The organism is Nocardia sp. NPDC056611, from assembly GCF_042792755.1.
Taxonomy (GTDB): domain Bacteria; phylum Actinomycetota; class Actinomycetes; order Mycobacteriales; family Mycobacteriaceae; genus Nocardia.
The window spans coordinates 148969-173636 of sequence record NZ_JBHTVV010000008.1; the positions used below are offsets into that span (position 1 = coordinate 148969).

27 protein-coding genes are annotated in these 24668 nt (G+C 69.3%); 7 read left to right on the top strand and 20 right to left on the bottom strand.

The window, feature by feature from the left end; translation table 11 throughout:
• Window positions 1–89: 89 nt before the first annotated feature.
• The 9 genes from ACFRAQ_RS32550 to ACFRAQ_RS32590 form a co-directional block, all read right to left on the bottom strand.
• Window positions 90–1094, bottom strand: a complete 1005-nt coding sequence (locus tag ACFRAQ_RS32550) for an ROK family glucokinase (RefSeq protein ID WP_379106511.1) — start codon at window positions 1092–1094, stop codon at window positions 90–92.
• On the bottom strand, window positions 1091–1984 hold the full coding sequence (locus ACFRAQ_RS32555; RefSeq protein WP_379106513.1) for a hypothetical protein: 894 nt from the start codon (window positions 1982–1984) through the stop codon (window positions 1091–1093). The genes ACFRAQ_RS32550 and ACFRAQ_RS32555 overlap by 4 nt, the downstream gene beginning before the upstream one ends.
• On the bottom strand, window positions 1981–3372 hold the full coding sequence (locus ACFRAQ_RS32560; protein ID WP_379106668.1) for an ArsA-related P-loop ATPase: 1392 nt from the start codon (window positions 3370–3372) through the stop codon (window positions 1981–1983). Before ACFRAQ_RS32560 ends, ACFRAQ_RS32555 begins: the two co-directional genes overlap by 4 nt.
• On the bottom strand, window positions 3369–3806 hold the full coding sequence (locus tag ACFRAQ_RS32565) for an SRPBCC family protein (RefSeq protein ID WP_357286651.1): 438 nt from the start codon (window positions 3804–3806) through the stop codon (window positions 3369–3371). Before ACFRAQ_RS32565 ends, ACFRAQ_RS32560 begins: the two co-directional genes overlap by 4 nt.
• Before the next feature lie 19 nt (window positions 3807–3825).
• Window positions 3826–4218, bottom strand: a complete 393-nt coding sequence (locus ACFRAQ_RS32570; RefSeq protein ID WP_357094963.1) for a polyketide cyclase / dehydrase and lipid transport — start codon at window positions 4216–4218, stop codon at window positions 3826–3828.
• A 160-nt stretch (window positions 4219–4378) separates the two neighbouring features.
• Complete coding sequence (locus ACFRAQ_RS32575) at window positions 4379–5536, bottom strand: glycosyltransferase family 4 protein (RefSeq protein WP_379106516.1); 1158 nt, start codon at window positions 5534–5536, stop codon at window positions 4379–4381.
• A 35-nt stretch (window positions 5537–5571) separates the two neighbouring features.
• Window positions 5572–6576, bottom strand: a complete 1005-nt coding sequence (locus ACFRAQ_RS32580) for a peptidase MA family metallohydrolase (RefSeq protein WP_379106518.1) — start codon at window positions 6574–6576, stop codon at window positions 5572–5574.
• Between the two features lie 13 nt (window positions 6577–6589).
• Window positions 6590–7588, bottom strand: coding sequence for an NlpC/P60 family protein (locus ACFRAQ_RS32585; RefSeq protein ID WP_379106520.1), 999 nt, complete (start codon window positions 7586–7588; stop codon window positions 6590–6592).
• 256 nt (window positions 7589–7844) lie between these two features.
• Window positions 7845–8468, bottom strand: coding sequence for a C40 family peptidase (locus tag ACFRAQ_RS32590; RefSeq protein WP_379106522.1), 624 nt, complete (start codon window positions 8466–8468; stop codon window positions 7845–7847).
• Between the two features lie 573 nt (window positions 8469–9041).
• On the opposite strand from ACFRAQ_RS32590, the gene ACFRAQ_RS32595 reads away from it, so the two are divergent.
• Together ACFRAQ_RS32595 and ACFRAQ_RS32600 are read left to right on the top strand one after the other, a co-directional pair.
• The gene (locus tag ACFRAQ_RS32595) at window positions 9042–10769 is read left to right on the top strand and encodes a DEDD exonuclease domain-containing protein (protein WP_379106524.1); all 1728 of its coding nucleotides are present in this window, start codon (window positions 9042–9044) and stop codon (window positions 10767–10769) included.
• A 36-nt stretch (window positions 10770–10805) separates the two neighbouring features.
• Window positions 10806–11432: a class I SAM-dependent methyltransferase gene (locus ACFRAQ_RS32600; RefSeq protein WP_379106526.1), complete on the top strand. Its 627-nt coding sequence runs from the start codon at window positions 10806–10808 to the stop codon at window positions 11430–11432.
• 46 nt (window positions 11433–11478) lie between these two features.
• On the opposite strand, the gene ACFRAQ_RS32605 is transcribed toward ACFRAQ_RS32600, so the two are convergent.
• From ACFRAQ_RS32605 to ACFRAQ_RS32625, 5 genes are all read right to left on the bottom strand, one after another.
• Window positions 11479–12078 (bottom strand): Uma2 family endonuclease, encoded by a 600-nt coding sequence (locus ACFRAQ_RS32605; protein WP_379106529.1) that lies wholly within the window; start codon window positions 12076–12078, stop codon window positions 11479–11481.
• Between the two features lie 94 nt (window positions 12079–12172).
• Window positions 12173–13795 (bottom strand): cytochrome bc complex cytochrome b subunit, encoded by a 1623-nt coding sequence (locus tag ACFRAQ_RS32610; protein ID WP_379106531.1) that lies wholly within the window; start codon window positions 13793–13795, stop codon window positions 12173–12175.
• A complete protein-coding gene (locus tag ACFRAQ_RS32615) occupies window positions 13792–14940 on the bottom strand; it encodes a ubiquinol-cytochrome c reductase iron-sulfur subunit (RefSeq protein ID WP_379106533.1) in 1149 nt (382 codons plus the stop codon). The genes ACFRAQ_RS32610 and ACFRAQ_RS32615 overlap by 4 nt, the downstream gene beginning before the upstream one ends.
• Window positions 14937–15797, bottom strand: coding sequence for a cytochrome c (locus ACFRAQ_RS32620; RefSeq protein ID WP_357286623.1), 861 nt, complete (start codon window positions 15795–15797; stop codon window positions 14937–14939). Before ACFRAQ_RS32620 ends, ACFRAQ_RS32615 begins: the two co-directional genes overlap by 4 nt.
• Window positions 15798–15885: 88 nt before the next feature.
• Window positions 15886–16497, bottom strand: a complete 612-nt coding sequence (locus ACFRAQ_RS32625; protein ID WP_357286621.1) for a heme-copper oxidase subunit III — start codon at window positions 16495–16497, stop codon at window positions 15886–15888.
• A gap of 177 nt (window positions 16498–16674) precedes the next feature.
• Between ACFRAQ_RS32625 and ACFRAQ_RS32630 the strand changes: the two genes are divergently transcribed.
• Complete coding sequence (locus ACFRAQ_RS32630) at window positions 16675–17088, top strand: hypothetical protein (protein ID WP_379106537.1); 414 nt, start codon at window positions 16675–16677, stop codon at window positions 17086–17088.
• A gap of 111 nt (window positions 17089–17199) precedes the next feature.
• On the top strand, window positions 17200–18255 hold the full coding sequence (trpD, locus tag ACFRAQ_RS32635; RefSeq protein ID WP_379106539.1) for an anthranilate phosphoribosyltransferase: 1056 nt from the start codon (window positions 17200–17202) through the stop codon (window positions 18253–18255).
• A gap of 4 nt (window positions 18256–18259) precedes the next feature.
• Here the strand turns inward: trpD and ACFRAQ_RS32640 are convergent, their stop codons facing one another.
• A complete protein-coding gene (locus ACFRAQ_RS32640) occupies window positions 18260–18793 on the bottom strand; it encodes a hypothetical protein (RefSeq protein ID WP_379106541.1) in 534 nt (177 codons plus the stop codon).
• Between the two features lie 106 nt (window positions 18794–18899).
• Here ACFRAQ_RS32640 and ACFRAQ_RS32645 point away from each other — a divergent pair, with 106 nt between their 5' ends.
• Window positions 18900–19211, top strand: a complete 312-nt coding sequence (locus tag ACFRAQ_RS32645) for a hypothetical protein (protein ID WP_379106544.1) — start codon at window positions 18900–18902, stop codon at window positions 19209–19211.
• A 9-nt stretch (window positions 19212–19220) separates the two neighbouring features.
• Here the strand turns inward: ACFRAQ_RS32645 and ACFRAQ_RS32650 are convergent, their stop codons facing one another.
• Both ACFRAQ_RS32650 and ACFRAQ_RS32655 read right to left on the bottom strand, forming a co-directional pair.
• Window positions 19221–19496 carry an Lrp/AsnC family transcriptional regulator gene (locus ACFRAQ_RS32650; protein WP_213560441.1) on the bottom strand — a complete coding sequence of 92 codons (276 nt, stop codon included), beginning with the start codon at window positions 19494–19496 and terminating at the stop codon, window positions 19221–19223.
• A complete protein-coding gene (locus ACFRAQ_RS32655; RefSeq protein ID WP_379106547.1) occupies window positions 19493–19951 on the bottom strand; it encodes a MarR family winged helix-turn-helix transcriptional regulator in 459 nt (152 codons plus the stop codon). Before ACFRAQ_RS32655 ends, ACFRAQ_RS32650 begins: the two co-directional genes overlap by 4 nt.
• Window positions 19952–20036: 85 nt before the next feature.
• On the opposite strand from ACFRAQ_RS32655, the gene ACFRAQ_RS32660 reads away from it, so the two are divergent.
• Complete coding sequence (locus ACFRAQ_RS32660) at window positions 20037–20888, top strand: NAD(P)H-binding protein (protein WP_379106549.1); 852 nt, start codon at window positions 20037–20039, stop codon at window positions 20886–20888.
• 167 nt (window positions 20889–21055) lie between these two features.
• Here the strand turns inward: ACFRAQ_RS32660 and ACFRAQ_RS32665 are convergent, their stop codons facing one another.
• Window positions 21056–21523: a carboxymuconolactone decarboxylase family protein gene (locus ACFRAQ_RS32665; protein ID WP_379106551.1), complete on the bottom strand. Its 468-nt coding sequence runs from the start codon at window positions 21521–21523 to the stop codon at window positions 21056–21058.
• A gap of 348 nt (window positions 21524–21871) precedes the next feature.
• Between ACFRAQ_RS32665 and ACFRAQ_RS32670 the strand changes: the two genes are divergently transcribed.
• Window positions 21872–22648: a YdcF family protein gene (locus ACFRAQ_RS32670; protein WP_379106553.1), complete on the top strand. Its 777-nt coding sequence runs from the start codon at window positions 21872–21874 to the stop codon at window positions 22646–22648.
• Between the two features lie 66 nt (window positions 22649–22714).
• Here the strand turns inward: ACFRAQ_RS32670 and ACFRAQ_RS32675 are convergent, their stop codons facing one another.
• Window positions 22715–23167 carry a MaoC family dehydratase gene (locus ACFRAQ_RS32675; protein ID WP_379106555.1) on the bottom strand — a complete coding sequence of 151 codons (453 nt, stop codon included), beginning with the start codon at window positions 23165–23167 and terminating at the stop codon, window positions 22715–22717.
• An 11-nt stretch (window positions 23168–23178) separates the two neighbouring features.
• A complete protein-coding gene (locus ACFRAQ_RS32680) occupies window positions 23179–24663 on the bottom strand; it encodes a long-chain fatty acid--CoA ligase (RefSeq protein WP_379106557.1) in 1485 nt (494 codons plus the stop codon).
• Between the last annotated feature and the right edge of the window lie 5 nt (window positions 24664–24668).

Consider the following 24668-nt stretch of genomic DNA (forward strand, 5'->3'; position numbering starts at 1 on the left):
GAGAGCAACCAACCGTGGTGACCGGATTCTCCAATGTCGGGACGAACGTCCCATGCTCCGGAATACGGAACCCGGTGAGCAGGTACGGATCAGCGGCGAGCCGGCGCGACCGGCACGGCGGCGGACTTCGCGAGCACCGCCGCGCGCGCCAGTTCCGCCGCGCCGATCATGCCCGCGGCCTCACCCAATTGGGCGGTGCGGATACGGGCCAGGCGGCGGTGGCGGGCGCCGGTGATGGAACCGGCGTAGTGCTCGCGGGCCTCGTCGAGGAACAGCGGGGCCGAACTGCTGACGCCGCCGGCCACCACGATCAGGTCCGGGTCGAAGATGTCGCTCACGAAGGCCAGACCCAGGCCGAGCCAGCGCGCGAAGTCCGCCATCACCTCGAGGGCGACCGGGTCGCCGTCCTGGGCCGCGCCCGCCACCCGGCGACCGGTCAGCGAGCCCGGGTCCCGGCCCGCCTCGCGCGCCAGCACCGTGGAACGCTGCGGGTCGGTGGCCAGCAGTTCCAGGGCGGTGTCCACCAGAGCGGTTCCGCTGCAATACCGTTCCCAGCAGCCACGCTTGCCGCACGCGCAGGCCCGGCCGTTCGGGACGACCTGCAGATGCCCGAGTTCCGGTGCGACGCCGTAGCTTCCGCGATACAGCTGGCCGTTGATCAAGAGGGCCGCGCCGATGCCGGTGCCGATGGCCACCAGCACCACATTGCGCCCGCCCGCCGCCGCGCCGAACCGGTACTCCGCCCACAGCGCGGCATTGGCGTCGTGCTCCAGGATCACCGGCAGGCCGAGCCGATCGGTGAGCCGCTGCGCGACCGGGGCGTCCTCCCACGGCAGATGCGGGGCGAAACGCACGGTGGCGCGGTCCTCGTCGACGAAACCCGCCACCGCCAGCCCGACCGCGCCGATGGCGTGGCGGCCGCGCAGTTCGTGCACCGCGCGGGCCAGGCCGTCCTCCAGGGCGCGCGCCGAATGCGGGGTCGGCGCGGTGACGGTGTCGAGGACTTCGCCCCCACCGTCCACCACCGACGCCCGAATATTGGTGCCGCCCACATCGATACCCACGGTCAACGGCACATCCACACCGCCCGTCATGCCTTGATGGTTATGTCGATGGGCACATACCTGCCGCGTGTCGGCCGCCGCCCGGACTGCGCGGCGCGGCCGGGCGCGGAGGCTTCACGACCGGACGGTCCCGCGGCGGGCCCGCCCGCGTCAGCCGATCGGCCGGGGTCGTCGGCGGGGCGTGCCACCGGCGGCCCGAACGGTTGCGCCGCCGCCCCGGCCCGATCGTCCGCACCGTTCGCGGCGCGAAAGCCCGTGCCCGACACCGGGTCCGGGTCCTCGGGCCGGCGCGCGGCACCGGGGCCCGGCCCCATCGGTTCGTCGGACTCGTCGTCGTTGTGGTGGGCCCGGACGCGAGCCGCGGCACGACCCTGCGCGCCCGCGACGAAGCGCGCGAACACCGCCGCGAGGTTCGCGGCCGCGCCGTGGTGGCCGGCGGATTCGGCTGCGCTCGCCGTGGACTCGGATCCCTCGCCCGGCCCGTCCTTCTCGTCGTGTTCGCCGCGGGCGTTCGCGTAGGCGTCGGCGAACGGCCGATCGCCTGTGCCGGACCCGGTTCCGGCCCCGTGCGAATACCGATGCCAGGCTTGATATTCCGGCGATTCCGGATCCAGATCCGGCGGGATCACCGGGTCCACCGGCACCCCCGCGAGCGCCTCGCGCAGCACGGTCACGATGGCGGTGCCGTGTTCGGCGATGGCGGCCACCACGTCGTGGTGCTCGCCGCGCACGATCGCGGCGGCCGCGCACACCGGGCACCAACTGCAACTGGACCATTCGGTGCGCCCGTCGGAGGCGGTGCGGCGCAGCACCGGTTCCACGCGTTCGAGCAGGGCTTCGGCGAGCAGCCGTAGCTCCTCGGCGAATTCGCCGAGGTTCTCGTCCGGTTGGCCGGGGCGCGGGTGGTGCGTGGTCGTCATTTCGGCCAGACCTGCGGGTCGGGCCGGAAGCGGATCACCAGGTGGTCGCCGTCGAGTTCGGCGGCGTCGACCGTGCACCGCCGCAATACCGGGGCCAGCCGCAATCGCCGCCGGACCCCGTCCGCTCCCACGATCAAATCGTCCTCCACTCGTCCCAGCCGCAGCGTCGACGCATCGACCACCGGCAGATGCATGCGCATCGCGAACACCGAAGCCACCCCCGCCCCGGACTCGAGCCTGACCACCGGTTCGGCGGCGACGGGCGGCGCCCCGTCCGCATCTGTGCCAAGCATAGGGACCGGACGCCATCCCACCCAGTTACCACTCGCGTCCACCGCGTAGGACAGTGCGGCCAGCGAGCCCAGCCCTACCGGTTCGGTCCCGGCATGCCCCACCACCTGCACCGGAACCTCGCGCAGCCGCTTGCGCAGTTCGGTCACCACGTCGAGTTGCTCACCGCGCCGGTTGAAGTACCACTGCACGGCCGGATGCGGCGGCGCGGCCGGATGCGGCCCCGGCATCTCCGGCAGCACCTTGTTGACCAGCACCGCGTCCAGGCGCAGGCCCAGCAGGGCGGCGGCCGAGCGCACCCGCGCCGATTCGGCCACCGCCACCTGTTCTGCGACGGTCACCAGGCGCGCGCCGGTGCGGGTCCGATCCGCCAGCAGGTCACGGGCTTCGGTCACCGCCTCCACGATCTGCTCGACGGTCACCGCCAGCACCGCCTTGCGGAAGTCGGCGCCGATGGCCTCCATGGTGCGAGAGTGCGCGGGCCACACCCGTTCCAGGTAGCCGAGCAGGGTGTCGGGGGCGGTGACGATGCGCAGCATGTCCGCCGAGGGCGGGCAGTCCAGCACGATCACGTCCCACCGCTTGTCCTTGGCGAACTGCGTGATCTCCAGCAGCGCCAGCAGTTCCTGCACCCCGGGCAGCCCGGTGAGCTCGGCGGGATCCAGTGCGCCCAGATCGAATCCGTGCTCGTGCCCGGCGCCGGAGGCCATCATCAGCACCTGCCGGAACCGATCCTCCAGCAGCGCCAGCGAATCCACCTCGATGACATCGAGGGTCGGCGCGGCGGCGGACCCGACCACCGGCAGCCCCGGATCGGTGGCCTCGGGGTCGCTCGCGAGATCCGGTGCGGCCGTGGCGAACACGGGCAGCGGCACGCTGGCCACCGCCGGTTTCGCGCCGTGCCGCAGCCGGTAGCCGAGCGCGTCGCCCAGGGAGTGCGCCTGATCGAGGGAGGCCAGCAGCACCCGCCGCCCGGTCCGCGCGTAGGCGATCGCGGTCGCGCAGGCGAGGGTGGTCTTTCCGACGCCGCCCTTGCCGATGAACAGCTCGACTCGGGCGGCGGGGCGGGTCGGGCGTTCGGTACCGCCGGCGGTCAGCCTTCGACCCGTTTCTTGAGTTCCTTGAGGGCGGTGTCGGTGATGACCTTCTCCGCCTTGCGTTTGAACATGCCGATCATCGGAATGTTCAGGTCGACGGTCAGCTCGTAGACCACCTGGGTGGTGCCGTCGGGCAGGGCGATCAGTTCGTAGGTGCCGTCCTGCGCCTTCTGCAGTTCCCCGGCGACCAGGCTCCAGCTGACCGCGCGGCCGTCGGGCCGCCAGGTGTAGGCCAGCGTGTAGGTGTCCTTGACGACCCCGGCGTCCAGCACGAAGCGCGCGGTGCGGGCCCGGCCGTCGGGTAGTTTGTCGAGGACCTCGACCGAGCGGGCCGCGGAGACCCATTCCGGATACGACTCCAGGTCGGCGATGACGGCCATCACTCGGTCCGAGGGGGCGTCGATCACGATCGACCGCTGAGTTCGATCGGCCATGGGCGGCAACGCTTCCTTTCTAGTGAGCGGCCGCGGGCGCGACCCCGGCCTTGCGCCCCGCCTCCAGGCGGGCCTTGATCTCGAACGACATGACCTTGCCCGCGACCCGGCGGGTGCGGTTGAGCGCCAGCAGGTCACGCCCGGACATACCGGCGACGCCGCCGCGCGGTTCGGCGTGCATGAAGTAATGCATGAGGACGCCGTCCAGCATCGGCTCGAGCCAGAGTTCCATGGTGCCCTCGGCGCCCCCGCTGACGGTCCACCGGATTCCCTTGTCGCCCCGATCTTCCCGCACGTCCAATTGCAGGTCCGGCCACCACTGACGCCAGCGCCCGCGATCAGCCAAGATCTCGGCGACGGCCTCGCCCGGCGCGGCGATGAAAGTCATATCGGCAACCTGGATACTGCTCACAGTGCCTATCTTGCCCTACGCTTCGCTCCGGGCGGGTTCGCGGCCCCGAAGTCTCGATTCTTCCCTCCTCCGCTCCTCCGCTTCGCTCCCCCGCTCCAAGGCGGAGGTCGATCAAGCCGCAGTCCAGAATCGAGACGGCCGCGAACCTTCTGGTGCGGCCTCAGCGCCCAGTACCCATCGCTGCATGGTTCGGGTCCAGCAGCTGCTGTAGTCGCTGACCCATCAGGTCCCAGCGCCACTGCTGCTGCACCCAGGCGCGGCCCGCCGCGCCCATGGCGGCCGCCGCGTCGCGGTCGGAGAGGATGTCGACGATGGCGTCGGCGAGCGACTCCAGCTTGCGGCCGTTGACCACCCGGCCGGTCTCGCCCTCACGCACGGTCTCGGGCGCACCGCCCGAATTGCCCGCGATCACCGGCACTCCCGTGGCCGAGGCCTCCAGGAACACGATGCCCAGACCCTCGACGTCCAGGCCGGCGCCCCGGGTCCGGCAGGGCATGGCGAACACGTCGGCGATGGTGTGGTGGGCGGCCAGCTCCTGCGACGGCACCCGGCCGGTGAACACCACACTGTCGGAAACGCCCAGGGCCGCGACCAGTTCGCGCAGCTTCTGCTCGTACGGTCCGCCGCCCGCGATCACCAGCACCGCGCCCTTGACCCGCTTGCGGATGTCGGGCATGGCCGCGATCAGCGCATCCTGGCCCTTGCGCGGCACCAGCCGCGACAGGCACAGGATGGTCGGCCGGTCCCCCAGCCCGTAGCGCGCCCGCAGTTCGGCACGCGCGGCCGGATCCGGCTTGAACACCTCGGCATCCACAGCGGGCGGTAGGTATTCGAGCGCCGACTGCGCCCCGAACGCCGCCGCGAACCGCCGCCGCGTGTACTTGCTGACATAGGTGACGACATCGGTGTGATCGCCGATGACGCGCAGCGCCTGCCGCGCGCCGGGCAGCATCGACCAGCCCACCTCGTGGCCGTGGGTGGAGGCGAGAATCCGTTCGGCCCCGGCCTTGCGCAACACCGGCGACATCAGCGCCAGCGGCGCCGCCGCCCCGAACCACACCCGGTCGCACTGCTCGTCGCGTAGCAGTTTCCTGGCCCGGCGCGCGACCAGCGGCGTCGGCAGCATCAGTGTCGTGGGATGCCGCACCACCTGGAACGGCTGCTGCGCGTCGAACTTCCAGTGGCTGTCGCCCTTCCAGCGCGGCGCGTACACCACCAGCTCGTCGGCGGGCAGCTGTTGGGCGAGCGCGTGCAGATACGACTGAATCCCGCCGGGTCGCGGCGGGAAATCATTGGTAACCAGCAGAGTTCGCCCCATGCCACAAACCTACTGCACCCGCGGACCAGGCGGCTTTACGCGCCCTCGGTCGTACGGCTGGTGAGCCAGGCGCGCCACTGGCCGACCAGGTCGGTAGAGGTCGTGCCGAGCGAGTCGCGCAGCACGGCTTCCACGGCGGCCCGGTCCTTCGGCCCGGAAGCCAGCTGCCGGTACAGGTCGACCAGGGTCTGATCGCCGTAGCGGTCGGCGATGAAAGCGCAGGCGGACCAGCCCTGTTCGTAGGCGAGCGAGGCCTTGCCGCTGGACGGTTCGAACATCGCGTCGGCGGGGAGATCGGCGGGCAGGTCACCGGCGCGGGCGCGGGCGGTGAGGGTCGGGGCGATCTGGGCGATCGGGTGGCGCATGCCGCGGTGCGCCGAATACTCGGCGAAACCCTCGAGCATCCACATCGGCGAACCGTCGACGGTCACCGCACGGCTGGCCATGTGGGTGAGTTCGTGACGCAGCACCGAGCGCAGGCCGTCCGCGCCCAGCCGGCGTCCGGCGTCGGGCCCGAAAACCACGCGCTGCCCGGTCAATTGCGTACCGGGCCGGTACGGGTCGGCGATGGTGGAGGCGGCGACCTCGGCGGGCACGTCACCGGTGGCGCGGGTCAGCGCCGCGAATTCCGAAGGACTGGAGGCGACCACCACGACCGGCGCCCGATTCCAGTCCTGACCCCACAGCGCGGAGACCGCCGCGGTGGATGCCGCGAGTTCGCTCGCCAGCACATCGAGATCGGCGCGCTGGCCCGGATGGCCGAGCACGATGCCGGTTCGGCCCGATCCGGTCGGCACCGGTTCGGCGACCACCTTCCCGTAGGCGTCCATGGACCGCTTCACCAGCGGCACCTGCGGATCGGTGGCCTGGCTCGCGTCCTGGCCCGGCACCACGGCGCGCAGCGTCGGCAGCACCGAGTTCGGCAGCATGAGCAGCGCGCCGCACGCGGCGGTCAGGGCGCTGACCATGACCAGGGTGAGCACGAACTGGAACCGCCGTTTCGCCGACAGCCAGCCGCGGACCTGCCGCAGAGCGCTCATCGCCGCCTCTCGTTCAGTACCGACGAGCCGAATGGAACGGTGTCGAACCCAGCGGCGCGACCTGGACGGGAACGCCGAATGTCGAAGCGTGCAGCATCAAACCGTTGCCGGCGTAGATGCCCACATGCGAGATGTCCGAGTAGAAGAAGACCACATCACCGGGCTGCAGGTCCTTTTGGTCGACCGGCGTGCCGTATCCGGCTTGCTGCTGCGAAGTGCGCGGCACGCTCTTGCCGACCTGATGGAAGGCCCACTGCACCAGGCCGGAGCAGTCGAACTGGTCCGGTCCGGTGGCGCCCCAGACGTACGGATCGCCGACGCGGGTCAGGCCCGCGGCCAGCGCGCTGGTGCCCGAACCCGGGACCAAGCCCTTGAGCAGGCTGTCACGATCGAAGCCGGGCGGGAACATGGAGCCCGCCAGCGCGGACTTGTCACCGGCCGAGAGCTGGCCCCACGCGGCAATGACCTGGGCCATCGAGCCTTGCAGCGCAGCGCGTTTGGCCTCCAGGTCCGTACGGACCCGGTCGGCGGCGGCGCTGGCGGCACGCGCGGAGTCGGCGGCGGCGCGGGCGCCGGATTCGGCGGTGGCGGCCGCGGCAGTGGCCTTCTGATACTGGGCCAGTTGATCATTGGTGCGCGCGCCCACCAGGTCCACGATCGACATCTGGTCGAGCAGCTGCTGCGGCGAATTGCTGACCAATAGCGAGGTGATCCGGTTGGTGCGGCTGCCGAGCAGCGCGGAGGTCGCGGCGCGTTCGATGACCGGTTGGTAGCGGCGGATTTCGGCCTTGGCGGCGTCCAGCGTGGCGGCCGCGTCGGCGGCGCGCTGGTCGGCGGCGTCCGCGGTGGCGGACTTGGCGTCGAGATCGGCCTGGGCGTCGAGCGCCTGCTGATTCATCTGCTCGGACTGCCGGGAGAGATCGATGAGCTTCTGCACCGCGTCCCCGGCGGAAGCCGGTGCGGCCACCGGATCGGCTCCGGCGAAGCCGTAGCCGCCGTAGGTGCCGACCATGAGAGCCCCGACCGTGAAGGCTCCTCCTACCAGTCGCCTGGTCCGCTCACTGTGTGTCCGCTGATGTCGCTGCTGCGCTGCCACCGCTGGTGTCGTCCCGTTCTCTTACCCCGAGCCGGTCAGAAGGTCTCGGTAAGATTACGAAACGGCGACCGCTTGTGTCCAGCAGGCCACGGAAGCATTACGGTCGCCGTTTCCCCCGCGGGTCGTCCGCCCGCGGTCGGCTGGGGGACGAATCCCCCGGTAGAGCCAGGGATCAGATACGCGTGGCGCCCGAGAACGGCATCGACGAGATCGGGGCGACCTTGACGGGCTGACCGGAGGTCGACGCGTGCACGACATTGCCGTCGCCGATGTAGATGCCGGAGTGGCCGCCGCCGTAGAACGACACCACGTCGCCCGGCTCGAGGGCATCGTAGGAGACCGGGCTGCCCGCGCCGGCCTGCTCGTAGCTGGTGCGCGGCAGGCTGACACCGGCCTGCGCGTAGGACCACTGCACCAGACCCGAGCAGTCGAAGGCGTTCGGGCCCGCGGCGCCGTACACGTAGGGGTCGCCGATGCGGCTCATGGCGGCGTCGACCGCGGCCTGACGGAAGCTGCGCTGCGGACCCGGAGCCGGGACACCCGGAACGGCGATGCCGGGCAGGGCCGGGATGGTGATCGGCAGGGACTCGGGCAGGCCCGGGATCCCGGCGGGAAGCTGGATGGCGTCGGGCACGTCGATGGTTCCGACGGGGGTGTTGACCGGCTGGGCCGACGCGGGCGTGGCGGGCAGCAGCAGCGCGCTCAGCGTGGCAGCGCCGACGGCACCGGCCGCGGCGGCGCGACGCGCAGTGCGCTGCATGCCCCGGACCTGTCGCTTGACGGTGGTGGTCGCCATGGTGAGGTACTTCCAATCTGCCCCGCGACGCCGCACCCGGTGGTGCGTCGGACTCCGCGAGGTCTCAGGAAGATTACGAGGACATAACGGTGCTTTGTAAAGCCAAGGCCGCCGGCGCGTGACTCAAAATTGTTGCGCACTCGCATTTCGGTGCGACAAACGTCACAACAATCACGAAACGATAACAGCGGCCATTTTTCTGAGAGCGTCCTGAGAGCTACCCGCCGGTAGCAAGTGCCTGCCCAAGGCCCCTCCGACCTTGGCGAATTCCGTATAACTCCAGGTCAGAGCCGTGGTCCGCGACCTGGGGGATTCCCGGACCGACATCCGGCGCGCCCGGGCGCGGGGCACCGGGCCAGCACCCGCCCCGCGCGAGTCCGAACCAACCGCCCTCCCCAACAAAATTGATCCATTTTGCGAATAACTGTGACCCTGGCCACAAAGCTGCATATTCGCTCAATTCGAGGATTTCATCTCGAGAATCGCCATCCCATATTCGAGCATTTCCCCAGGTGGCCTCGAAAGATCAACTTCGGGCGGAGTTGTCGGACCCTGCGCCTACGCTTGCCCCTCGTGTCCGGACAGCTGGCCTTCGATGAGCTCGAAACCCCGCTCTATGACACAACGTTCGTGGTCGTGGACCTGGAGACCACCGGAACCAGCCCCGAGGGCGACTCGATCACCGAGATCGGCGCGGTCAAGGTGCGCGGCGGCGAGGTGCTCGGCGAGTTCGCGACCCTGGTCAATCCCGGCTGCGCCATCCCGCCGCAGATCGTGCAGATCACCGGCATCACGACCGCCATGGTGATCGACGCGCCCCGGATCGAGCAGGTGCTGCCCGGATTCCTGGAGTTCGCGCGCGGAGCGGTGCTGGTCGCCCACAACGCCCGCTTCGATCTGGGCTTCCTGAAGGCCGCCGCCACGAAGTGTGCATTGCCCTGGCCCGCCTTCCAACACGTGTGCACCGTCCAGCTGGCCCGCCGCGTGCTGCCCAAGGACGAGGCGCCCTCGGCCAAGCTCTGGTACCTGGCCCAGCTGCTCGGCGCGGAGACCCGGCCGACGCACCGCGCCCTCGACGACGCCAAGGCGACAGTCGACGTGCTGCACGCGCTGATCGCCCGGGTCGGCAATCAGGGCGTGCACAGTCTCACCGAGCTGCTCGACTATCTCCCCGAGGTGACCCGCCGTCAGCGCGCGAAACGCGTGATGGCCGCGGACCTTCCGGCGACCCCGGGCGTGTACCTGTTCCGCGGCCCCTCCGACGAAGTCCTCTATATAGGGACGGCGGTGAATCTGCGCCGCCGCGTCCGCAACTACTTCACCGGCTCCGACACCCGCCCGCGCATGCGCGAGATGGTGCAGCTGGCCACCCGCGTCGATCATGTCGAATGCGCGCACGGCCTGGAGGCGGGCGTGCGCGAGCTGCGGCTGCTGATCGCCCACACCCCGCCCTACAACCGGCGCTCGAAGTTCCCGCAACGCGCGTGGTGGCTGACCCTCACCGACGAACCCTTCCCCCGCTTCGCGGTCTCGCGCACCCCGACCCGGGATGCGCTGGGCCCGTTCACCTCCCGCACCGATGCCCAGGAGATCGCGGCCACCCTCGCCGAGCAGTCGGGCCTGCGCACGTGCACCACCCGCATCCCGCGGACGGGCCGCCACGATTGCCAGCCCGCCATCGTCGGCGGTTGCCCCGCAGCCGCCGAAAACAGCCCCCTCTATATAGAGGAGTACGAACCGGCGCCCACCGCCATCCGCGCCCTGTTCACCGGGGTGGACGACGCCCTGCTGCACACCATCGCCGCGAGACTCGAAACACTTTCCACCGCAGAACATTTCGAGGCGGCGGCCCGCCTCCGGGACCGCACGGTCGCGGTGGTCCGCGCCCTGCGCCGCACCCAGCGCCTCACCGCCCTGGCCGCCATCCCCGAACTGATTGCCGCCCACCCCGACGGCGCCGGCGGCTGGCAGTTCGCGATCATCCGCCACGCCCGCCTGGCCGCCGCGGGCACCGCGGTCCGCGGCATCTCCCCGATGGCCGTCGTCGACCGCCTCGCGGCCGCCGCCGAAACCGTCCTCCCCCAACCCCTCCCGGACTCCGGCGGCACCCCCGCCTTCCCCCCGCTGCGCGGCGCCCTCCCCGAGGAGGCGGGCCTGCTGGTCCGGTGGCTCGAACAGCCCGGCACCCGCATCGTCCGCACCACCGACGGGTACGGCGAACCCCGCCTCGGCGCGGGCCCCTGGCTCGCCTGGGCCGACCGCGCCGAGGCCGCCCGCTCGACCCTCGACCCAGCGGACTGACCGGCCGCCGCACCCCATCGCTGCCAGAATGGCGTGATGTACCTGCCCGACGCCGAGCGCTGGAACCACAACATCGAGTACCACCCGCTGCTGGCCGACGCGGTCTCCGGCGCCGAGAACGTCCTGGATGTCGGTTGCGGGGAAGGCATGCTGGCCAGGCGAATCCGCCGCGCGGGCGCGACGGTCACCGGCATCGACCCCGATCCCGCGAGCATCGCCCTGGCCCGGGAGCAGTCCCCGGACGACGACATCACCTACCTCGAGGCCGACTTCCTCACCCGCCCCTTCCCGCCGGAGTCCTTCGACGGCATCGTCTCCGTCGCCGCCCTGCACCACATGGACACCGTCGAGGCCCTCACCCGCATGCGGACCCTGCTCCGCCCCGGCGGCACCCTGGCCGTCATCGGCATGGCCCGCAGCACTTTCCCCGCCGATCTCCCCTGGGAGGCGGCAGCCCTCCTCACCAGCATCAAAGACCGTCTCTTCCGAGCCCAATGGGCCCACCCCTCCCCCGTCGTCTGGCCCCCACCCCAGACCTACCCCGAAACCCGCCGCACCGCGGCCGAACTCCTCCCCGGCGTCCGCTACCGCCGCCACCTGCTGTGGCGCTTCTCCCTGATCTGGACGAAGCCCGACCCCACTGCAGCCGACTCCACAACCTGACGATGCGAATACTCGCCGACGATCCGGCGACACATCGGGATTCGCGCTACGCCTGTTCCAGCACGTCGAACGGGATCGTCACCTCGACCGGATCATCGAGCAGCAGGACGCGGCGGTGGACGTCGTGGGCACGGTACCGGCGACCGGACCAGTCGAGGCGGTACTCCTCGATTTCCTCGATCCGCTCTTCCTTCTGGTCCAGTCGGACGATCAGGTAGCGGGGGACGCCCGCGATGGCGTATTGGATCCGCTTGTCGGTGATGTCGGCATCGATCGTCGATTCAGAGGTCACTTCGACGATGAGCAGGATGTGGTCCCGGACGGTATTGACGTTGTATGGCTCGCAGTCTCGGATCCAGATATCGGGGTACCGAATGTTCAGGCGGCGATCGGCGGCGGCCGAATCGCTGTCGGCGAAGCGAGCGGCGACATCGGAATCCACCACCATGCACGGCCCTCCGGGACGGCGGGCGGCCTCGAGCAGCCCAGCCAGTCGTCGTACCACCCGGCTGTGGAGCGGGCTCTGCGCCATCATCTGAACAACGCGCCCGTCCACGATCTCGATGTCACCGAGTTCGGCGGTCGCTCCGTCGTCGAACTCCTCGGCTGTCACGCGCTGGGCGTCTTGCTCGTCGGGAGCGCTCATGCCGACCATCATTGCAGCTCGGCTGGTGCCGGGCCAGGAACGGGGAAGGCCCCGAGTCGAATTCGACTCGGGGCCTTCCCTGGTGACGATCCGATCAGTGATCGGTCTGCTTGCCGGAGGCGGCGTTCTGGGCCGCTTCCAGCACGGAGAGCATCTTGTGCTCTTCCTCGTGGGCGATGGCGACGTTCTCCGCCTGCTCCGACGCGGGGTCGGGGCGCATGAACGAGCCGGTGCCGGGCTTGCCGGCGGAACCGAGCTTGACCATCTTCTTGGGCACCGGGGCGCCCTGGTACTCCAGCGGGATCGGGTGGCCGTGCGAGTCGACCGGGCCGAGGGGCTGGTGGACCTCGATGTACTCACCGTGCGGCAGCCGCTTGATGACACCGGTCTCGATGCCGTGCTCGAGCACCGCGCGGTCGGACCGCTGCAGGCCGATGCAGAAGCGGTAGGCCAGGAAGTACGCCAGCGGCGGGGCCAGCAGCAGCGCGATGCGGAAGAACCAGGTGGTGGCGTTCAGCGAGATGTCGAACTTCAGCGACAGGATGTCGTTGACACACGCCAGGGTCAGCACCATGTAGAACGTGATGGCCATGGCGCCGATGGCGGTGCGGACCGGCACGTCGCGCGGACGCTGCAGCAGGTTGTGGCGGGCGGTGTCGCCGGTGAGGCGCTTCTCGATCCACGGGTAGGCGATCAGCACGGTGAACACCAGGCCCATGATGAGGGCGACCCAGAACGGCGCCGGGATCGTGTAGCGACCCAGGTACAGCTCCCACGGCGGCATGAGACGCGCCATGCCGTCGGTCCACATCATGTAGAAGTCCGGCTGCGAACCCGCGGAGACCTGGGACGGGTTGTAGGGACCCAGGTTCCAGATCGGGTTGATCTGGAAGACGCCACCCATGATGGCGACGACGCCCAGGGTGAAGGCGAAGAACGCGCCCTGGTCGGCGGCGAACACCGGGATGATGCGGGCGCCGACGACGTTCTTCTCGGTGCGGCCCGGTCCGGGGAACTGGGTGTGCTTCTGGTACCAGACCAGCGCGACGTGCGCGGCGATGAGCGCCAGGATGATGCCCGGCAGCAGCAGCACGTGCGCGATGTACAGACGCGGGATGATGATGGTGCCCGGGAAGTCACCGCCGAAGATCAGCCAGTGCATCCAGGTGCCGATCACCGGCACGCCCATGGTGATACCACCGAAGGCGGCGCGCAGACCGGTGCCCGACAGCAGGTCGTCGGGGATCGAGTAGCCGAAGAAGCCCTCGAACATGGCCAGGATGAGCAGCAGCGAGCCGATCACCCAGTTGGCCTCACGCGGCTTGCGGAACGCGCCGGTGAAGAAGATGCGGAACAGGTGGATGATGATCGACGCCGCGAACAGCAACGCCGCCCAGTGGTGCACCTGGCGCACGAACAGACCGCCGCGCACCTCGAAGGAGATGTTCAGCGCGGTCTCGTAGGCCCGCGACATGGTGACACCGCGCAGGGGCTGGTAGGCGCCCTGGTACACGGTCTCCGACATGGACGGGTCGAAGTACAGCGTCAGGTAGATACCCGACAGCAGCAGGATGATGAACGCGTACAGCGCGATCTCACCGAGCAGGAACGACCAGTGGGTCGGGAAGACCTTGTTGATCGATCGCTTGGCGAACGCGGCCAGCCGGTAGCGCTCGTCCATTTCGTTGGCCTGGACGGCCACTTTGCTAGGGCTCATGAACGACGCTCCCAGTAGGCCGGGCCGAGCGGCTCGATGAAGTCGCCGGCGGCGACCAGGTAGCCATCGGCATTGACGGTGATCGGCAGCTGCGGCAGCGCGCGGGCGGCAGGACCGAAGACCGGCTTACCCCATTCGGTCGCCGAGAACTGCGACTGGTGGCACGGGCACAGGATCCGGTTGGTCTGCTGCTCGAACAGCGAGGTGGGGCAGCCGAGGTGGGTGCAGATCTTCGAGTAGGCGAAGTAGTCGCCGTAGTTGAAGCTCTCCTGACCCTTGCGCTTGATCGCGGTCTGGGCGTCGTGCGGACGCAGACGGATCAGCATGACCGCGTTGCGGATGCCGCGCAGCGACTGCAGGGTCGCGTGCTCGTCACCGCGCCAGGATTCCTTCCAGGGGAAGACGGTTTCCATGGCTCCGCCGTCGAGGTCCTCCGGCTTGACGAGGACGATGTCCTCGGGGCGGCCGGTGTCGCGACGCAGGTAGACGGTCTCGCCCGGGTAGTCCGGGGTCCAGCCCGAGACCCACAGCGGCGACTTGTCGCGCTTGGCCCACGGGTTCTTGATCATGCCGCCGACGAAGACGAACAGCGCGCCGACGCCGACCAGGCCCGCGCCCAGACCCGCGGTGCGGGTGATGAGCTTGCGGCGGCCCAGGGTCGAGGTGTCGGCGGCGTCCTGCAGCTGCGCGACCAGGGTGCGCCGGTTGACCTCCGAGGAGGCGCCGTCGTGGCGGTCCTGGATGGAGATCTCGGCGGGGATGAAGTGCTTGCGGATGAGCACGACCGCGATGCCGATGGCCAGCACGGCGATGCCGAGGGTGAGGCCGTACAGCGGGGTGGTCAGCGTGTACATCGCGTTGCCGTCCTGGTTGCGGCCCTTGTACTCCCAGGGCCAGAACAGGAAGACACCGATCAGCGCGGCACCCGCGAGCGCGGAGATGCCGAACCACAGGGCGACGCGGCGCTCGGCGCGCTTCTCGGCGCGCGTGCCCTCGACCGGCCAGCGGGGGGCGCGGTAGGCGACGTCGACGCCGTCGAGCTCGGTGCCGAGCTTGACCAGCTCGTCACGCGACATGGCGTCGAGCTGCTCATCGGTGGGTTCGGTGGGGTTGTCCCCCATGGTGTTTCGCTCCTGTTCGCTCATGACCGGGAACCGATCCACATCGCGGAGCCGACCAGGACCACGATGCCGACGACCCAGATGGCCAGGCCCTCGGTCGCGGGACCGAAGCCGCCGAGGCCGTAGCCGCCCTCGGACGGGGTCTCCATGCGGTCCTTGATGTAGGCGACGATGTCCTTCTTCTCGTCCGGCGTCAGCTGCCGGTCGGAGAACTTGGGCATGTTCTGCGGGCCGGTCAGCATGGCCAGGTAGATCTGCTGCTCACTGGCTTCTTCCAGCGGCGGCGCGAACTTGCCGGAGGACAGCGCGCCACCCTTGCCGGTGAAGTTGTGGCAGGACGCGCAGTTCATGCGGAACAGCTCGCCACCGCGGCCGAGGTCGCGGCCCTCGATGAGGGATTCCTGGGCGATCTCGCCGTTGGCGTCGCGCACGACGGTGGGGCCGCCACCGTTGGCCTGGACGTAGGCGCTGATCGCGTCGGTCTGGTGCGCGTCGAACTTCGCCGGCTTGCGCACGATCTGCGCCTCGTTGCGGGCGGCGGGCATGCGGCCGGAGGAGACCTGGAAGTAGACCGCGGCCTCACCGACGCCGATCAGGCTCGGGCCGCGATCCTGGACGCCCTGCAGGTTGACACCGTGGCAGGTGACGCAGGAGGTGTCGTAGATCTGCTTGCCCTCGCGGATCAGCGCGGACTGATCCTCGTGCGCGGTCGCCACCTGAGCCTGCGGGGTCAGGGCCGATGCCGCGAAGCCGGCTCCGACGAGGCCCATCAGGAGGACCAGACCGCCGGCCAGCTTCCGGCGAATGCGGCGCTGCTTGCGGGTCTTGGTGGCCTGGCCGATCCCCTCGGGATCTGGCGCTGACGGGGGAGATGAACTCATCTGTGTCCCTTTGGAGTAGACGGAACCGACTTGTACAAGTTTGTGGTTGCCGGGGCGGGGGGCTGACTGCTCCGGCGGGTGTCCGGTATTAGCGGACGAAGTAGATCGTCGCGAAGAGGCCGATCCAGACGATGTCGACGAAGTGCCAGTAGTACGACACGACGATCGCCGCGGTGGCCTGCGCCGGGGTGAACTTGCTGAGCTTGGTGCGCACCAGCAGGAAGATGAACGCGATGAGACCGCCGATGACGTGCAGACCGTGGAAGCCGGTGGTGATGTAGAACACCGAGCCGTACACCGAGCTGGAGATCGTGGTGCCCTCGTGCACGAGGTTGGTGTACTCGTAGCCCTGGCCGGCCACGAAGAACGCGCCCATGATGAAGGTGAGCAGGTACCAGCGGCGCAGGCCGAACACGTCGCCCTTCTCCGCGGCGAAAACGCCCATCTGGCAGGTGAAGGAGGACAGCACCAGCACCGTGGTCACCGGCACGGCCAGCTTCAGATTCAGCTCGGTCGGCTCCGGCGGCCAGACGCCGTGTGCCTGGGCACGAGCAACGAAGTACATGGCGAACAGGCCGGCGAAGAACATCAGCTCGCTCGACAGCCAGATGATGGTACCGACGCTGACCATGTTGGGCCGGTTCAGCGAATGCACACGCTGGGTAATGGCCGATCCTGGGGTCCCTACTGCGGTCGTCACGCCGGTAAGTATGACTCGTCGTAGTACGACAGGTGTAGGCGGGTACGAAACTTTGTCGTCCGTGTCGGAAAGCCCAGGGCGAGCGTGGCTCTCGCGGGGTTCCCGGCGTGTCCCCGCAGAGCCTAGATTGCGCAGGTAAGAGGAAGCTGAGGCCCGTTTCGGGGCCCGTGAGAGGGAGTGGACGTGAAGTCGTGGTGGCGGCGGTGGCGAGGGCGCGGCGGCGCAACACAACTGGATCCGGCGCGCCCGGATCTGGTGGTGGTGGCATCGAGTTTCGATGACGCGGAGGCCTGTTCGGCGGCCCTCGGCAAGGCCCTGGACTGGACGGCGGACCAGCCGGTGGTGCTCAGGCACCATTTGCGCCTGCCCGCGGCCCAGGTGAATGCGGTGCAAGTCATTGCCGCGCAGGGCGGCTATGAAACCGCCTCGGTCTCCGCCGCGGACCCCGCGAAGCTGGTCTTGCAGCGAGTACAGATCCTCGACGCCGTGCACTGCTCCCAGGAGCGTTCCCGCATGGCGGGCCTGGCTCAGCGTCATGACGGCGACGCTCTGGGCTGGGACGCCCTGCAACCCGCCGAGCGGCCCCGATAGTCGGGGTTCGGGACGAAGCGCCCTGAGAGTCCCGGGAGTCGGGTTCTCGGCACTAGGCTTGCCTCCGAACCACACTGGTGTCCGGGCATCCGGCAACGGGAAGAGAAGGCAATGAGCGCGCGCAGCTGGCGAGAAGTTCTCGGCATCCTCACCGACGGCAACGACCTGTCCTCGGACGAGGCCGCGTGGGCGATGAACGAGATCTTCACCGATAACGCCACCTCGGCGCAGATCGCAGCCTTCGGTGTGGCCCTGAAGATGAAGGGCCCGACCCCGTCGGAGTTGAACGGGCTGGCCGGGGGCATGCTCTCGCACGCGCGCCGGGTACGCCACGACGGCGCGGCGGTGGACATCGTCGGCACCGGCGGCGACCGTTCGGGCAGCGTGAACATCTCGACCATGTCCTCGATCGTGGTCGCGGCCTCCGGAGTTCCGGTGATCAAGCACGGCAACCGGGCGGCCTCCTCCAAGAGCGGCGGCGCGGACGTGCTGGAGGCGCTGGGCGTGAAGATCGCGCTGGGCCCGGAGTCGGTCGAGCAGTGTGTGCAGCGGACCGGGATCGGTTTCTGTTTCGCGCCGGTGTTCCATCCGTCGCTGCGGTTCGCCTCGCAGGCGCGCGGTGAGATCGGGATTCCGACGGTCTTCAATATCCTGGGCCCGCTGACCAATCCGGCGCAGCCGGGCGCGGGCCTGATCGGCTGCGCGTTCCGGGAGCTGGTGCCGGTGATCGCGGGCGTGTTCGCCGAGCGCGGGGCCTCGGCCCTGGTGGTGCGCGGCAATGACGGCCTGGACGAGATCACCACCGCCGACACCTCCGACGTCTGGGTGGTGGCGGGTGGCAAGCTGCACGAAACCACCATCGACCCAACGACTCTCGGCATCGAGCGGGTGGATCCGTCGGCGCTGAAGGGCGGCGACGCGGTGACGAACGCGGCGATCGCCCGGGCGATGTTCGCCGGGGAGCCGGGTCCGGTGCGGGATGCGGTGCTGGTGAACTCGGCGGCCGCGCTGGTCGCGTTCGACCTGACCGCCGACGACGTGCACGCCGATCTGCACGGCAAGCTGGCCGAGGCCCTGATGCGGGTGGCGGAGACGGTGGATTCGGGTGCGGCCACCGCGCTGCTGGAGCGCTGGGTGACCGTCTCCAACGAGCTCGGCGCGGACTAGCCGCCTAGGCCGTGGCCTCGATGAACCGGCGCATGGCATCGAAACTCTTGATGCCGGGCGCGGTTTCGAGGGAGCTGGACACGTCGACGCCGAAGGGCCGGTGGGTGGCGACGACCTCGGCGACATTGTCGGGGGTCAGCCCGCCCGCCAGCACCACCTGGCCGGGCGCTTGCTCGAGCCAGTCGGGGAATTCGGCGAAGACGCCGGAGCCGTGGCTGGCGTCGTAGAAGAAGTAGCGGCAGCTCTGGCCGGGTTCGGGCCGCTCGGCGGAGCAGTAGGCCAGGTTCGGCAGGTCGGTCCAGTGGTAGAGCTGGATGATGTCGAAGTCGTCGATCACCTCGTCGACTTCGCTCTTGTCGAAGGCGACCACGAACGATTCGATCCGGCCGCGCGCGTAGGCGGCGAGTTCGCGGGCCCGCGCGGGTTCGACGTACCGCTTGCTCTTGGTGGTGCCGACCACGCCGATGGCGGTGTAGCCGAGGTCGACGGCCCAGTCGATCTGTTCTTCGGTGGTCAGTCCGCAGACTTTCACGAACATGGGTTCCTGCCTTTCCCTGGGCGGATTGCTCAGAGTGTCCTGGGAGTTCGGGTCCCTCGGCGCCGCGTGGTCGTTCGGCCGCCCGCGGCGGCGTTACAGTTCCGCTATGCGATACGCGGCGGTGCTACCCGGCCTGGTGGTCGTGCTTCTGGGCCTCGGAGTCTCGGTGAGCGCCGCTCATCCCTCGGCCCGGGCCGAGGCCACCGATGCCGGAGGCCTCTCGGTGGACGGCCGCGGCTACGGCGTTCCGTCCGAGTGTGTGACGGTCCGTCACTGGCCGCATCGGCTCGATGTCGCCAATTCGACCAGCTTGCCGGTCAGCGTGTACCTGCTTCCCGGTTGCAAGGGCGGCGTGACGCACGTGATCGAACCGGGTCGGAGCGGCCGGGCGCTGGGCGCCTCGGTGCTGACCCGCTGATCCGGGCGGCTATTCGCCGATCGAGAATCCGGCTTCCACGTCCGCGCGCGAGTAGGACTTGAACGCGATGTGGGTGGCGGTGCGCAGCACGCCGGGCGTCTTGTTGATGTGCCCGGTGACGACGTCGGCGATCTCCTCGTGGTCGCGGACCCGGACCTTGGCGATCAGGTCCACATCCCCCGCGCACGAATAGACCTCGGTCACCCCCTTGATGTCGGCCAGTTCCTGCGCGGTCTCCGGAATCCGATCCGGTTCGGCGGAGATCAACACGATCGCGGTAATCATGTGCCCAACTCTAGTGGTTCGCCGAGCAGGTCGGCGGCGGCGCGGTGGATCTTGGCGAGCGCGGACATCAGGTGTTCGCGTTCGTCGGCGGTGAGGTCGGCGGTGACCTTGTCCGACAGCGCCTTCCGGTCGGCTTCGACGGGTTCGCGCAGTTCGCGGCCGTGATCGGTGAGCCACAGCCGGACCAGCCGGTTGTCCTTGTCGTCCCGTCGGCGCGTGAGCAGTCCGGCCGCGGCCATCCGGGTGGCCATCTTGACCACGGTCGGCGTCGTGACGTTCAGCGCCGCGGCCATCTCCCCCGGCGTCCGCCCGTCCTGTTCCCACAGCGCGGCCAGCACATGGTTCTGACCGAGATGCAGTCCGAGGCGCCGCATGTCCCGATCAGCCAGGGCGCGCAGCACTTTCGAGGTGAGCCCGTGCAGATCGAGAAATTCGACTGAATCGTCGGCGGCCACGAAGCCTCCTTCACACAGTGGCGTTGACGTTCGATCGTTAGCCGTCTAACGTTTTTCAATAGACGGCTAACGATCTGGAGATGCCATGCTACTGCTGACCGGAGCGACCGGGAACATCGGCCGCGAACTCACCCGCATCCTCGATTCCCACGACACCGATTTCCGCGCCCTGGTACGCGATCGGGCGCGCGCGGCGACCCTGCCCGCCCGCGCCGAGGCCGCACTCGGCGATCTCGACAACCCCGCGAGCGTGGACCGTGCCATGTCCGGAGTCACCGCCCTGTTCCTCCTGGTCCCCGGCATCGGCCTCGACCACACCCGCACCCTGCTGCGCGCCGCCGAACGAGCGGACGTGCAGCGAATCGTCCTCATCTCCTCGGCCCACGTCCTGATCGACCCCCTGCCCGCCATGGGCACCTGGCACCGCGACCGCGAGAATCTGGTGCGCGACACCGGAATTCCCGCCACGATCCTGCGCCCCGGCGGCTACATGTCCAATGCCCTGGAGTGGATCCCCCATCTCCGCTCCGGCGACCCGATCCTGGACCCCTCGGGCCCCGGCCGTTTCGCCCCCATCGACCCGGCCGACATCGCCGAGGTCGCGGCCCGCTGCCTGACCGAGCCCGGCCACACCGGGCAGGCCTACCACCTCACCGGCCCGGACGCCCTGACCGCCGCCGAACAGGTCGTGATTCTCGCTCGAATCCTGGACCGGGACATCAAGATTCGCGAAACGACGACACCCGAGGAGGCGGTTGCCGCCCGATACCCCCACGGCGCTCCCCCAGCCCTGGCCGCCGCCATCGTCGAAGGCTTCGCACTACTGCGAGCGAATCGCGCCGACGCCCGGACCGACACCGTCACCGAACTGCTCGGCCGCCCGCCACGCACCTTCGCGGCATGGTGCGAGGCACACCGCGCCGCCTTCACCGACTGACGGACTCCCCGAATTCTCTTGCGCCAGTGGCGGGATTCGAACCCGCGAGGACTGCCATCACACCGGCTGGACCACCCCACGTCCTGCGCGCCAGGGCGTCGGTGGCGACAAGGACAGTAGCCGCCCGCCGCGGAAATCGGTATCGAATTTCCGCGGCGGGTGAGCGGTCACCACTGGCCGGGGGTGTATTCGCCGCCCAGTTGCCCGGAGATGACGTTGAGGCGGTTCCAGGCGTTGATGGTCGCGATCAGGGAGATGAGCGCGCCGATCTGGTCGTCGTCGTAGTGCTTGCGGACCTGGGCCCAGGTGTCGTCGGAGATGGCGGAGGAGGTGTCGGCGAGGCGGGTGCCCTCTTCGGTGAGCGCCAGGGCGGCGCGCTCGGGGTCGGTGAAGACGGTGGATTCCTTCCAGGCCGCGATCATGGCCAGGCGGACGGGGGTTTCGCCGGCGTGGGCGGCGTCCTTGGTGTGCATGTCCAGGCACATGCCGCAGTTATTGATCTGCGAGGCGCGGATCTTGACCAGTTCCTGGGTGGCCTTGGGCAGGCTGGAGTCGTCGATGACGCGGGCGGCGGTGACGATGCGCTTGCTGAACTTGGCGGCGATCTCGTTCTCGTACAGGGCGAAGCGGGTCATCGTTCTCTCTTTTCTGGTGGGTGTTCGTTGGCTTCATGAGGTTGACGACGTGGCTCGCACAGGTGTGACATCGCCTCGCGTGTGAGCCCGGTCACCCCCGGAAAGAGGGGTCTGGCGCGAAATGTGAATCTGGATTTCACCAATTCGCCTCCGCGCGGCGCGATCCCACGCGATCATGAGTCGGTAGATTGTGAACCGACCGGTAGTCACATCCCGGCTACCTAGGGGGTTGCGATGCTCGAATCAGGCAGACACCGCCGCGTCCCGTCCGCGGGCCAATGGCAGTGGGTTGTTCCGCAGCTGCGGCGCACCCCGCCCGGCCGACATCATCGGCAGACACCGAACACCTTGCGCACCAAAACCTTACAGGCGCTGCTCCCCGGGGCGACGGTTGTCGCCCTGGCGGCGGTGTCGACCCCGGCGCACGCCGAGGTGGCGAACCCGGCTCCCGCCGAAACGCCCGGCCCGCCGCTCGCGGACTCGGGGACCCAGCCGCCGGCCGAGTGGGAGGCTCCGCAACAGGCCGCCTCGGACACCCGGCTACTACCGGGCGACTCGGCGGACCAGCCGCCACAGGTCGATCCGGTGTTCGGCCTGTCCCAGGACCTGCCGGCGACCTTCGACGCGGTCAAGTCCATCAATATTCCGGGCATGGATCTGCCGGGTCTCGATCTGCCCGCGCTGTTCACCCCGGACACCGCGATCGTGGTGCTCGGCTACGGCCTGCTCCCCGACGGCCAGATGCGCCCGGAACTCATGGCCCGCCTCTCCGCCGGCTACGTCTCGGCGCTGCTGTCGCCCCAGGCTCCGGTCATCGTGACCGGCGGCAATCCGCAGAACGGCGTCACCGAGGCCGATGCCATGGCCGACTGGCTGGTCGAGCGCGGCATCGACCGCAACCGCATCCACACCGAGACCAAGGCGAATTCGACGGTCCAGAACGCCGCCTTCTCGGCGCATCTGATGGATGTGATCGGCGCGCACGCCGCGATCCTGATCACCTCCGCGGATCACATCGCGCGGGCGCTGACGAATTTCCGGGCTGCCGGAATTTCGGTGGTGGCCACGCTGACCCCGGATTCCGCGCCGCTGTCGGCGCAGCCGTTCGGGCCGGGCGCGAAGTAGGCCGGTCACGGAAACTCGAAGGCCCGCTGATCGATTCGATCGGCGGGCCTTCGGCGTGCGATGACCTCAGGCGAGGTAGCGGGCGATGCTCTCGGCGACGCAGGCGGGCTTGTCCACGCCCTCGATCTCGACGGTCATGGTGCGCACGGCCTGCACACCGCCGGGAATATCGGTGACGGTGTCGAGGGTGAGCCGCCCCCGAATGCGGCTGTCGACCAGCACCGGATTGATGAAGCGAACCTTGTTGAGCCCGTAGTTGATCGCCATGCTCGCCGCGCTGACGGTCATGATCCGTGCGGTCATCGGCACCACCAGCGACAGGGTGAGGAACCCGTGGGCGATGGTGCGGCCGTAGGGTCCGGCGGCGGCGCGGGCGGCGTCGACGTGGATCCACTGGTGGTCGTCGGTGGCGTCGGCGAAGGTGTCGATGCGGCGCTGGTCGACGGTCATCCAGTCGCTGACGCCGAGTTCGGTTCCGGCGGCGGCCCGCAGTGCGTCGAAGTCGCTGAAGTCGATCATGGTCCTGCCCTTCAGAGGTATCGCTGCTTCAATTCGCGCTTGAGGATCTTGTGGGTCGGACCCATCGGCAGCTCGGTGACGAACTCGACGCGGCGCGGGTACTTGTACCGGGCCACATGCTCTTTCGCGTACTCGATGACGTCCTCGGCGGTGAGCGGCCCCGACGGCACGACGACCGCGAGGATCTCCTCGCCGTAGTTCTCGTCCGGCACGCCGATCACCGCGACCTGCGAGATGTTCGGGTGCCGCAGCAGCGCGGCCTCGACCTCGGTCGGGTACACGTTGAACCCGCCGCGGATGATCATCTCCTTGATCCGGTCCACGATCCGCAGGTAGCCGTCCTCGTCCTTGACGCCGAGGTCGCCGGTGCGGAACCAGCCGTCCACCATGACTTCCGCGGTGGCGTCGGGCCGTCCGGTATAGCCGCCGAACACATTGTGCCCGCGGATCACGACCTCGCCGACGGTTCCGGCGGGTTGCAGGTTGATGCGTTCGCGGACGGCGGCGTCGGCGATCTCGACGTCGACGCCCCACACCGGGTGCCCGACGGTGCCGGTCTCGGGGCCGAGCAGCGGCTGGTTCACCGTTGCGGTGGGCGAGGTCTCGGACAGTCCGTAGCCCTCGAGGATGTGCGCGCCGTACACCTTCTCGAATTCCTCGATGATGACCGGCGGCATGGCCGCGCCGCCGCTGATGCACAGCCGCAGCGCGGGCAGCGTGGTCGCGGTCGCCGCGGCCTCGAGCAGCCCGTGGTACATGGTCGGCACGCCGTGGAAGGTGTTGACGTTCTCCCGCACCATCAGCTCGATGGCCTGTGCCGCATCGAATCTCGGCATGAGCACCAGGGTCGCGCCGAGCCGCCAGTGCGAGTTCATGGACACGGTCTGCCCGAACACGTGGAACAGCGGCAGCGCGCCGAGCGCGATGTCTGCCCGCTTGACCTCGTTGGCGTCGAAGGCGTTGACCGTCGCGCACATGACCATATTGAGGTGGCTGAGTTCGGCGCCTTTGGGCCGGCCGGTGGTGCCGCTGGTGTAGAACACGACGGCGGTGTCGAGCGGGCCGCGGGCCACGAACGCCGGAATCGCTGCGCCGGACAGCGCTTTCGGACTCACGCAATCGATGCCGGCCCGAGTCGCCGCCTCCTTGCCGACGGCCTCGACCATCGGATGACACACCATCAGCTTGGCCCCGCTGTCACGCAGCACGTACTCGGCCTCGTCGGCGGTGAGCAGCAGATGCACCGGCACCACGGTCGCGCCCGCCGCCAGAATGGCGAAGTACGCGCGCGGGAAGTCGGCGGTGTTCGGTCCCATGAGCGCGACCCGATCCCCCGGCCGCACCCCGAGTTCGATGAGCGCCCCGGCTTGTTCGCGGGCTTGCCGCCACAGGTCGCGGAAGGTGATGCGCTGCTCGCCCTCGATGAGAGCGAGGTGGTCGGGCCGCCGCCACGCTGGTTCGGCGAGGATGCTGGCCAGGGAGAGAGTCGCGTTCATGGAGA

What these genes read in the sequence shown, in the direction of transcription:
- ACFRAQ_RS32550 (WP_379106511.1), bottom strand. Translation starts at nt 1,094, where the DNA reads ATGACGGGCGGTGTGGATGTGCCGTTGACCGTGGGTATCGATGTGGGC.
- ACFRAQ_RS32555 (WP_379106513.1), bottom strand. Translation starts at nt 1,984, where the DNA reads ATGACGACCACGCACCACCCGCGCCCCGGCCAACCGGACGAGAACCTC.
- ACFRAQ_RS32565 (WP_357286651.1), bottom strand. Translation starts at nt 3,806, where the DNA reads ATGGCCGATCGAACTCAGCGGTCGATCGTGATCGACGCCCCCTCGGAC.
- ACFRAQ_RS32575 (WP_379106516.1), bottom strand. Translation starts at nt 5,536, where the DNA reads ATGGGGCGAACTCTGCTGGTTACCAATGATTTCCCGCCGCGACCCGGC.
- ACFRAQ_RS32580 (WP_379106518.1), bottom strand. Translation starts at nt 6,576, where the DNA reads ATGAGCGCTCTGCGGCAGGTCCGCGGCTGGCTGTCGGCGAAACGGCGG.
- ACFRAQ_RS32585 (WP_379106520.1), bottom strand. Translation starts at nt 7,588, where the DNA reads ATGGTCGGCACCTACGGCGGCTACGGCTTCGCCGGAGCCGATCCGGTG.
- ACFRAQ_RS32590 (WP_379106522.1), bottom strand. Translation starts at nt 8,468, where the DNA reads ATGGCGACCACCACCGTCAAGCGACAGGTCCGGGGCATGCAGCGCACT.
- ACFRAQ_RS32600 (WP_379106526.1), top strand. Translation starts at nt 10,806, where the DNA reads ATGTACCTGCCCGACGCCGAGCGCTGGAACCACAACATCGAGTACCAC.
- ACFRAQ_RS32605 (WP_379106529.1), bottom strand. Translation starts at nt 12,078, where the DNA reads ATGAGCGCTCCCGACGAGCAAGACGCCCAGCGCGTGACAGCCGAGGAG.
- ACFRAQ_RS32610 (WP_379106531.1), bottom strand. Translation starts at nt 13,795, where the DNA reads ATGAGCCCTAGCAAAGTGGCCGTCCAGGCCAACGAAATGGACGAGCGC.
- ACFRAQ_RS32615 (WP_379106533.1), bottom strand. Translation starts at nt 14,940, where the DNA reads ATGAGCGAACAGGAGCGAAACACCATGGGGGACAACCCCACCGAACCC.
- ACFRAQ_RS32620 (WP_357286623.1), bottom strand. Translation starts at nt 15,797, where the DNA reads ATGAGTTCATCTCCCCCGTCAGCGCCAGATCCCGAGGGGATCGGCCAG.
- trpD (WP_379106539.1), top strand. Translation starts at nt 17,200, where the DNA reads ATGAGCGCGCGCAGCTGGCGAGAAGTTCTCGGCATCCTCACCGACGGC.
- ACFRAQ_RS32640 (WP_379106541.1), bottom strand. Translation starts at nt 18,793, where the DNA reads ATGTTCGTGAAAGTCTGCGGACTGACCACCGAAGAACAGATCGACTGG.
- ACFRAQ_RS32645 (WP_379106544.1), top strand. Translation starts at nt 18,900, where the DNA reads ATGCGATACGCGGCGGTGCTACCCGGCCTGGTGGTCGTGCTTCTGGGC.
- ACFRAQ_RS32650 (WP_213560441.1), bottom strand. Translation starts at nt 19,496, where the DNA reads ATGATTACCGCGATCGTGTTGATCTCCGCCGAACCGGATCGGATTCCG.
- ACFRAQ_RS32660 (WP_379106549.1), top strand. Translation starts at nt 20,037, where the DNA reads ATGCTACTGCTGACCGGAGCGACCGGGAACATCGGCCGCGAACTCACC.
- ACFRAQ_RS32665 (WP_379106551.1), bottom strand. Translation starts at nt 21,523, where the DNA reads ATGACCCGCTTCGCCCTGTACGAGAACGAGATCGCCGCCAAGTTCAGC.
- ACFRAQ_RS32675 (WP_379106555.1), bottom strand. Translation starts at nt 23,167, where the DNA reads ATGATCGACTTCAGCGACTTCGACGCACTGCGGGCCGCCGCCGGAACC.
- ACFRAQ_RS32680 (WP_379106557.1), bottom strand. Translation starts at nt 24,663, where the DNA reads ATGAACGCGACTCTCTCCCTGGCCAGCATCCTCGCCGAACCAGCGTGG.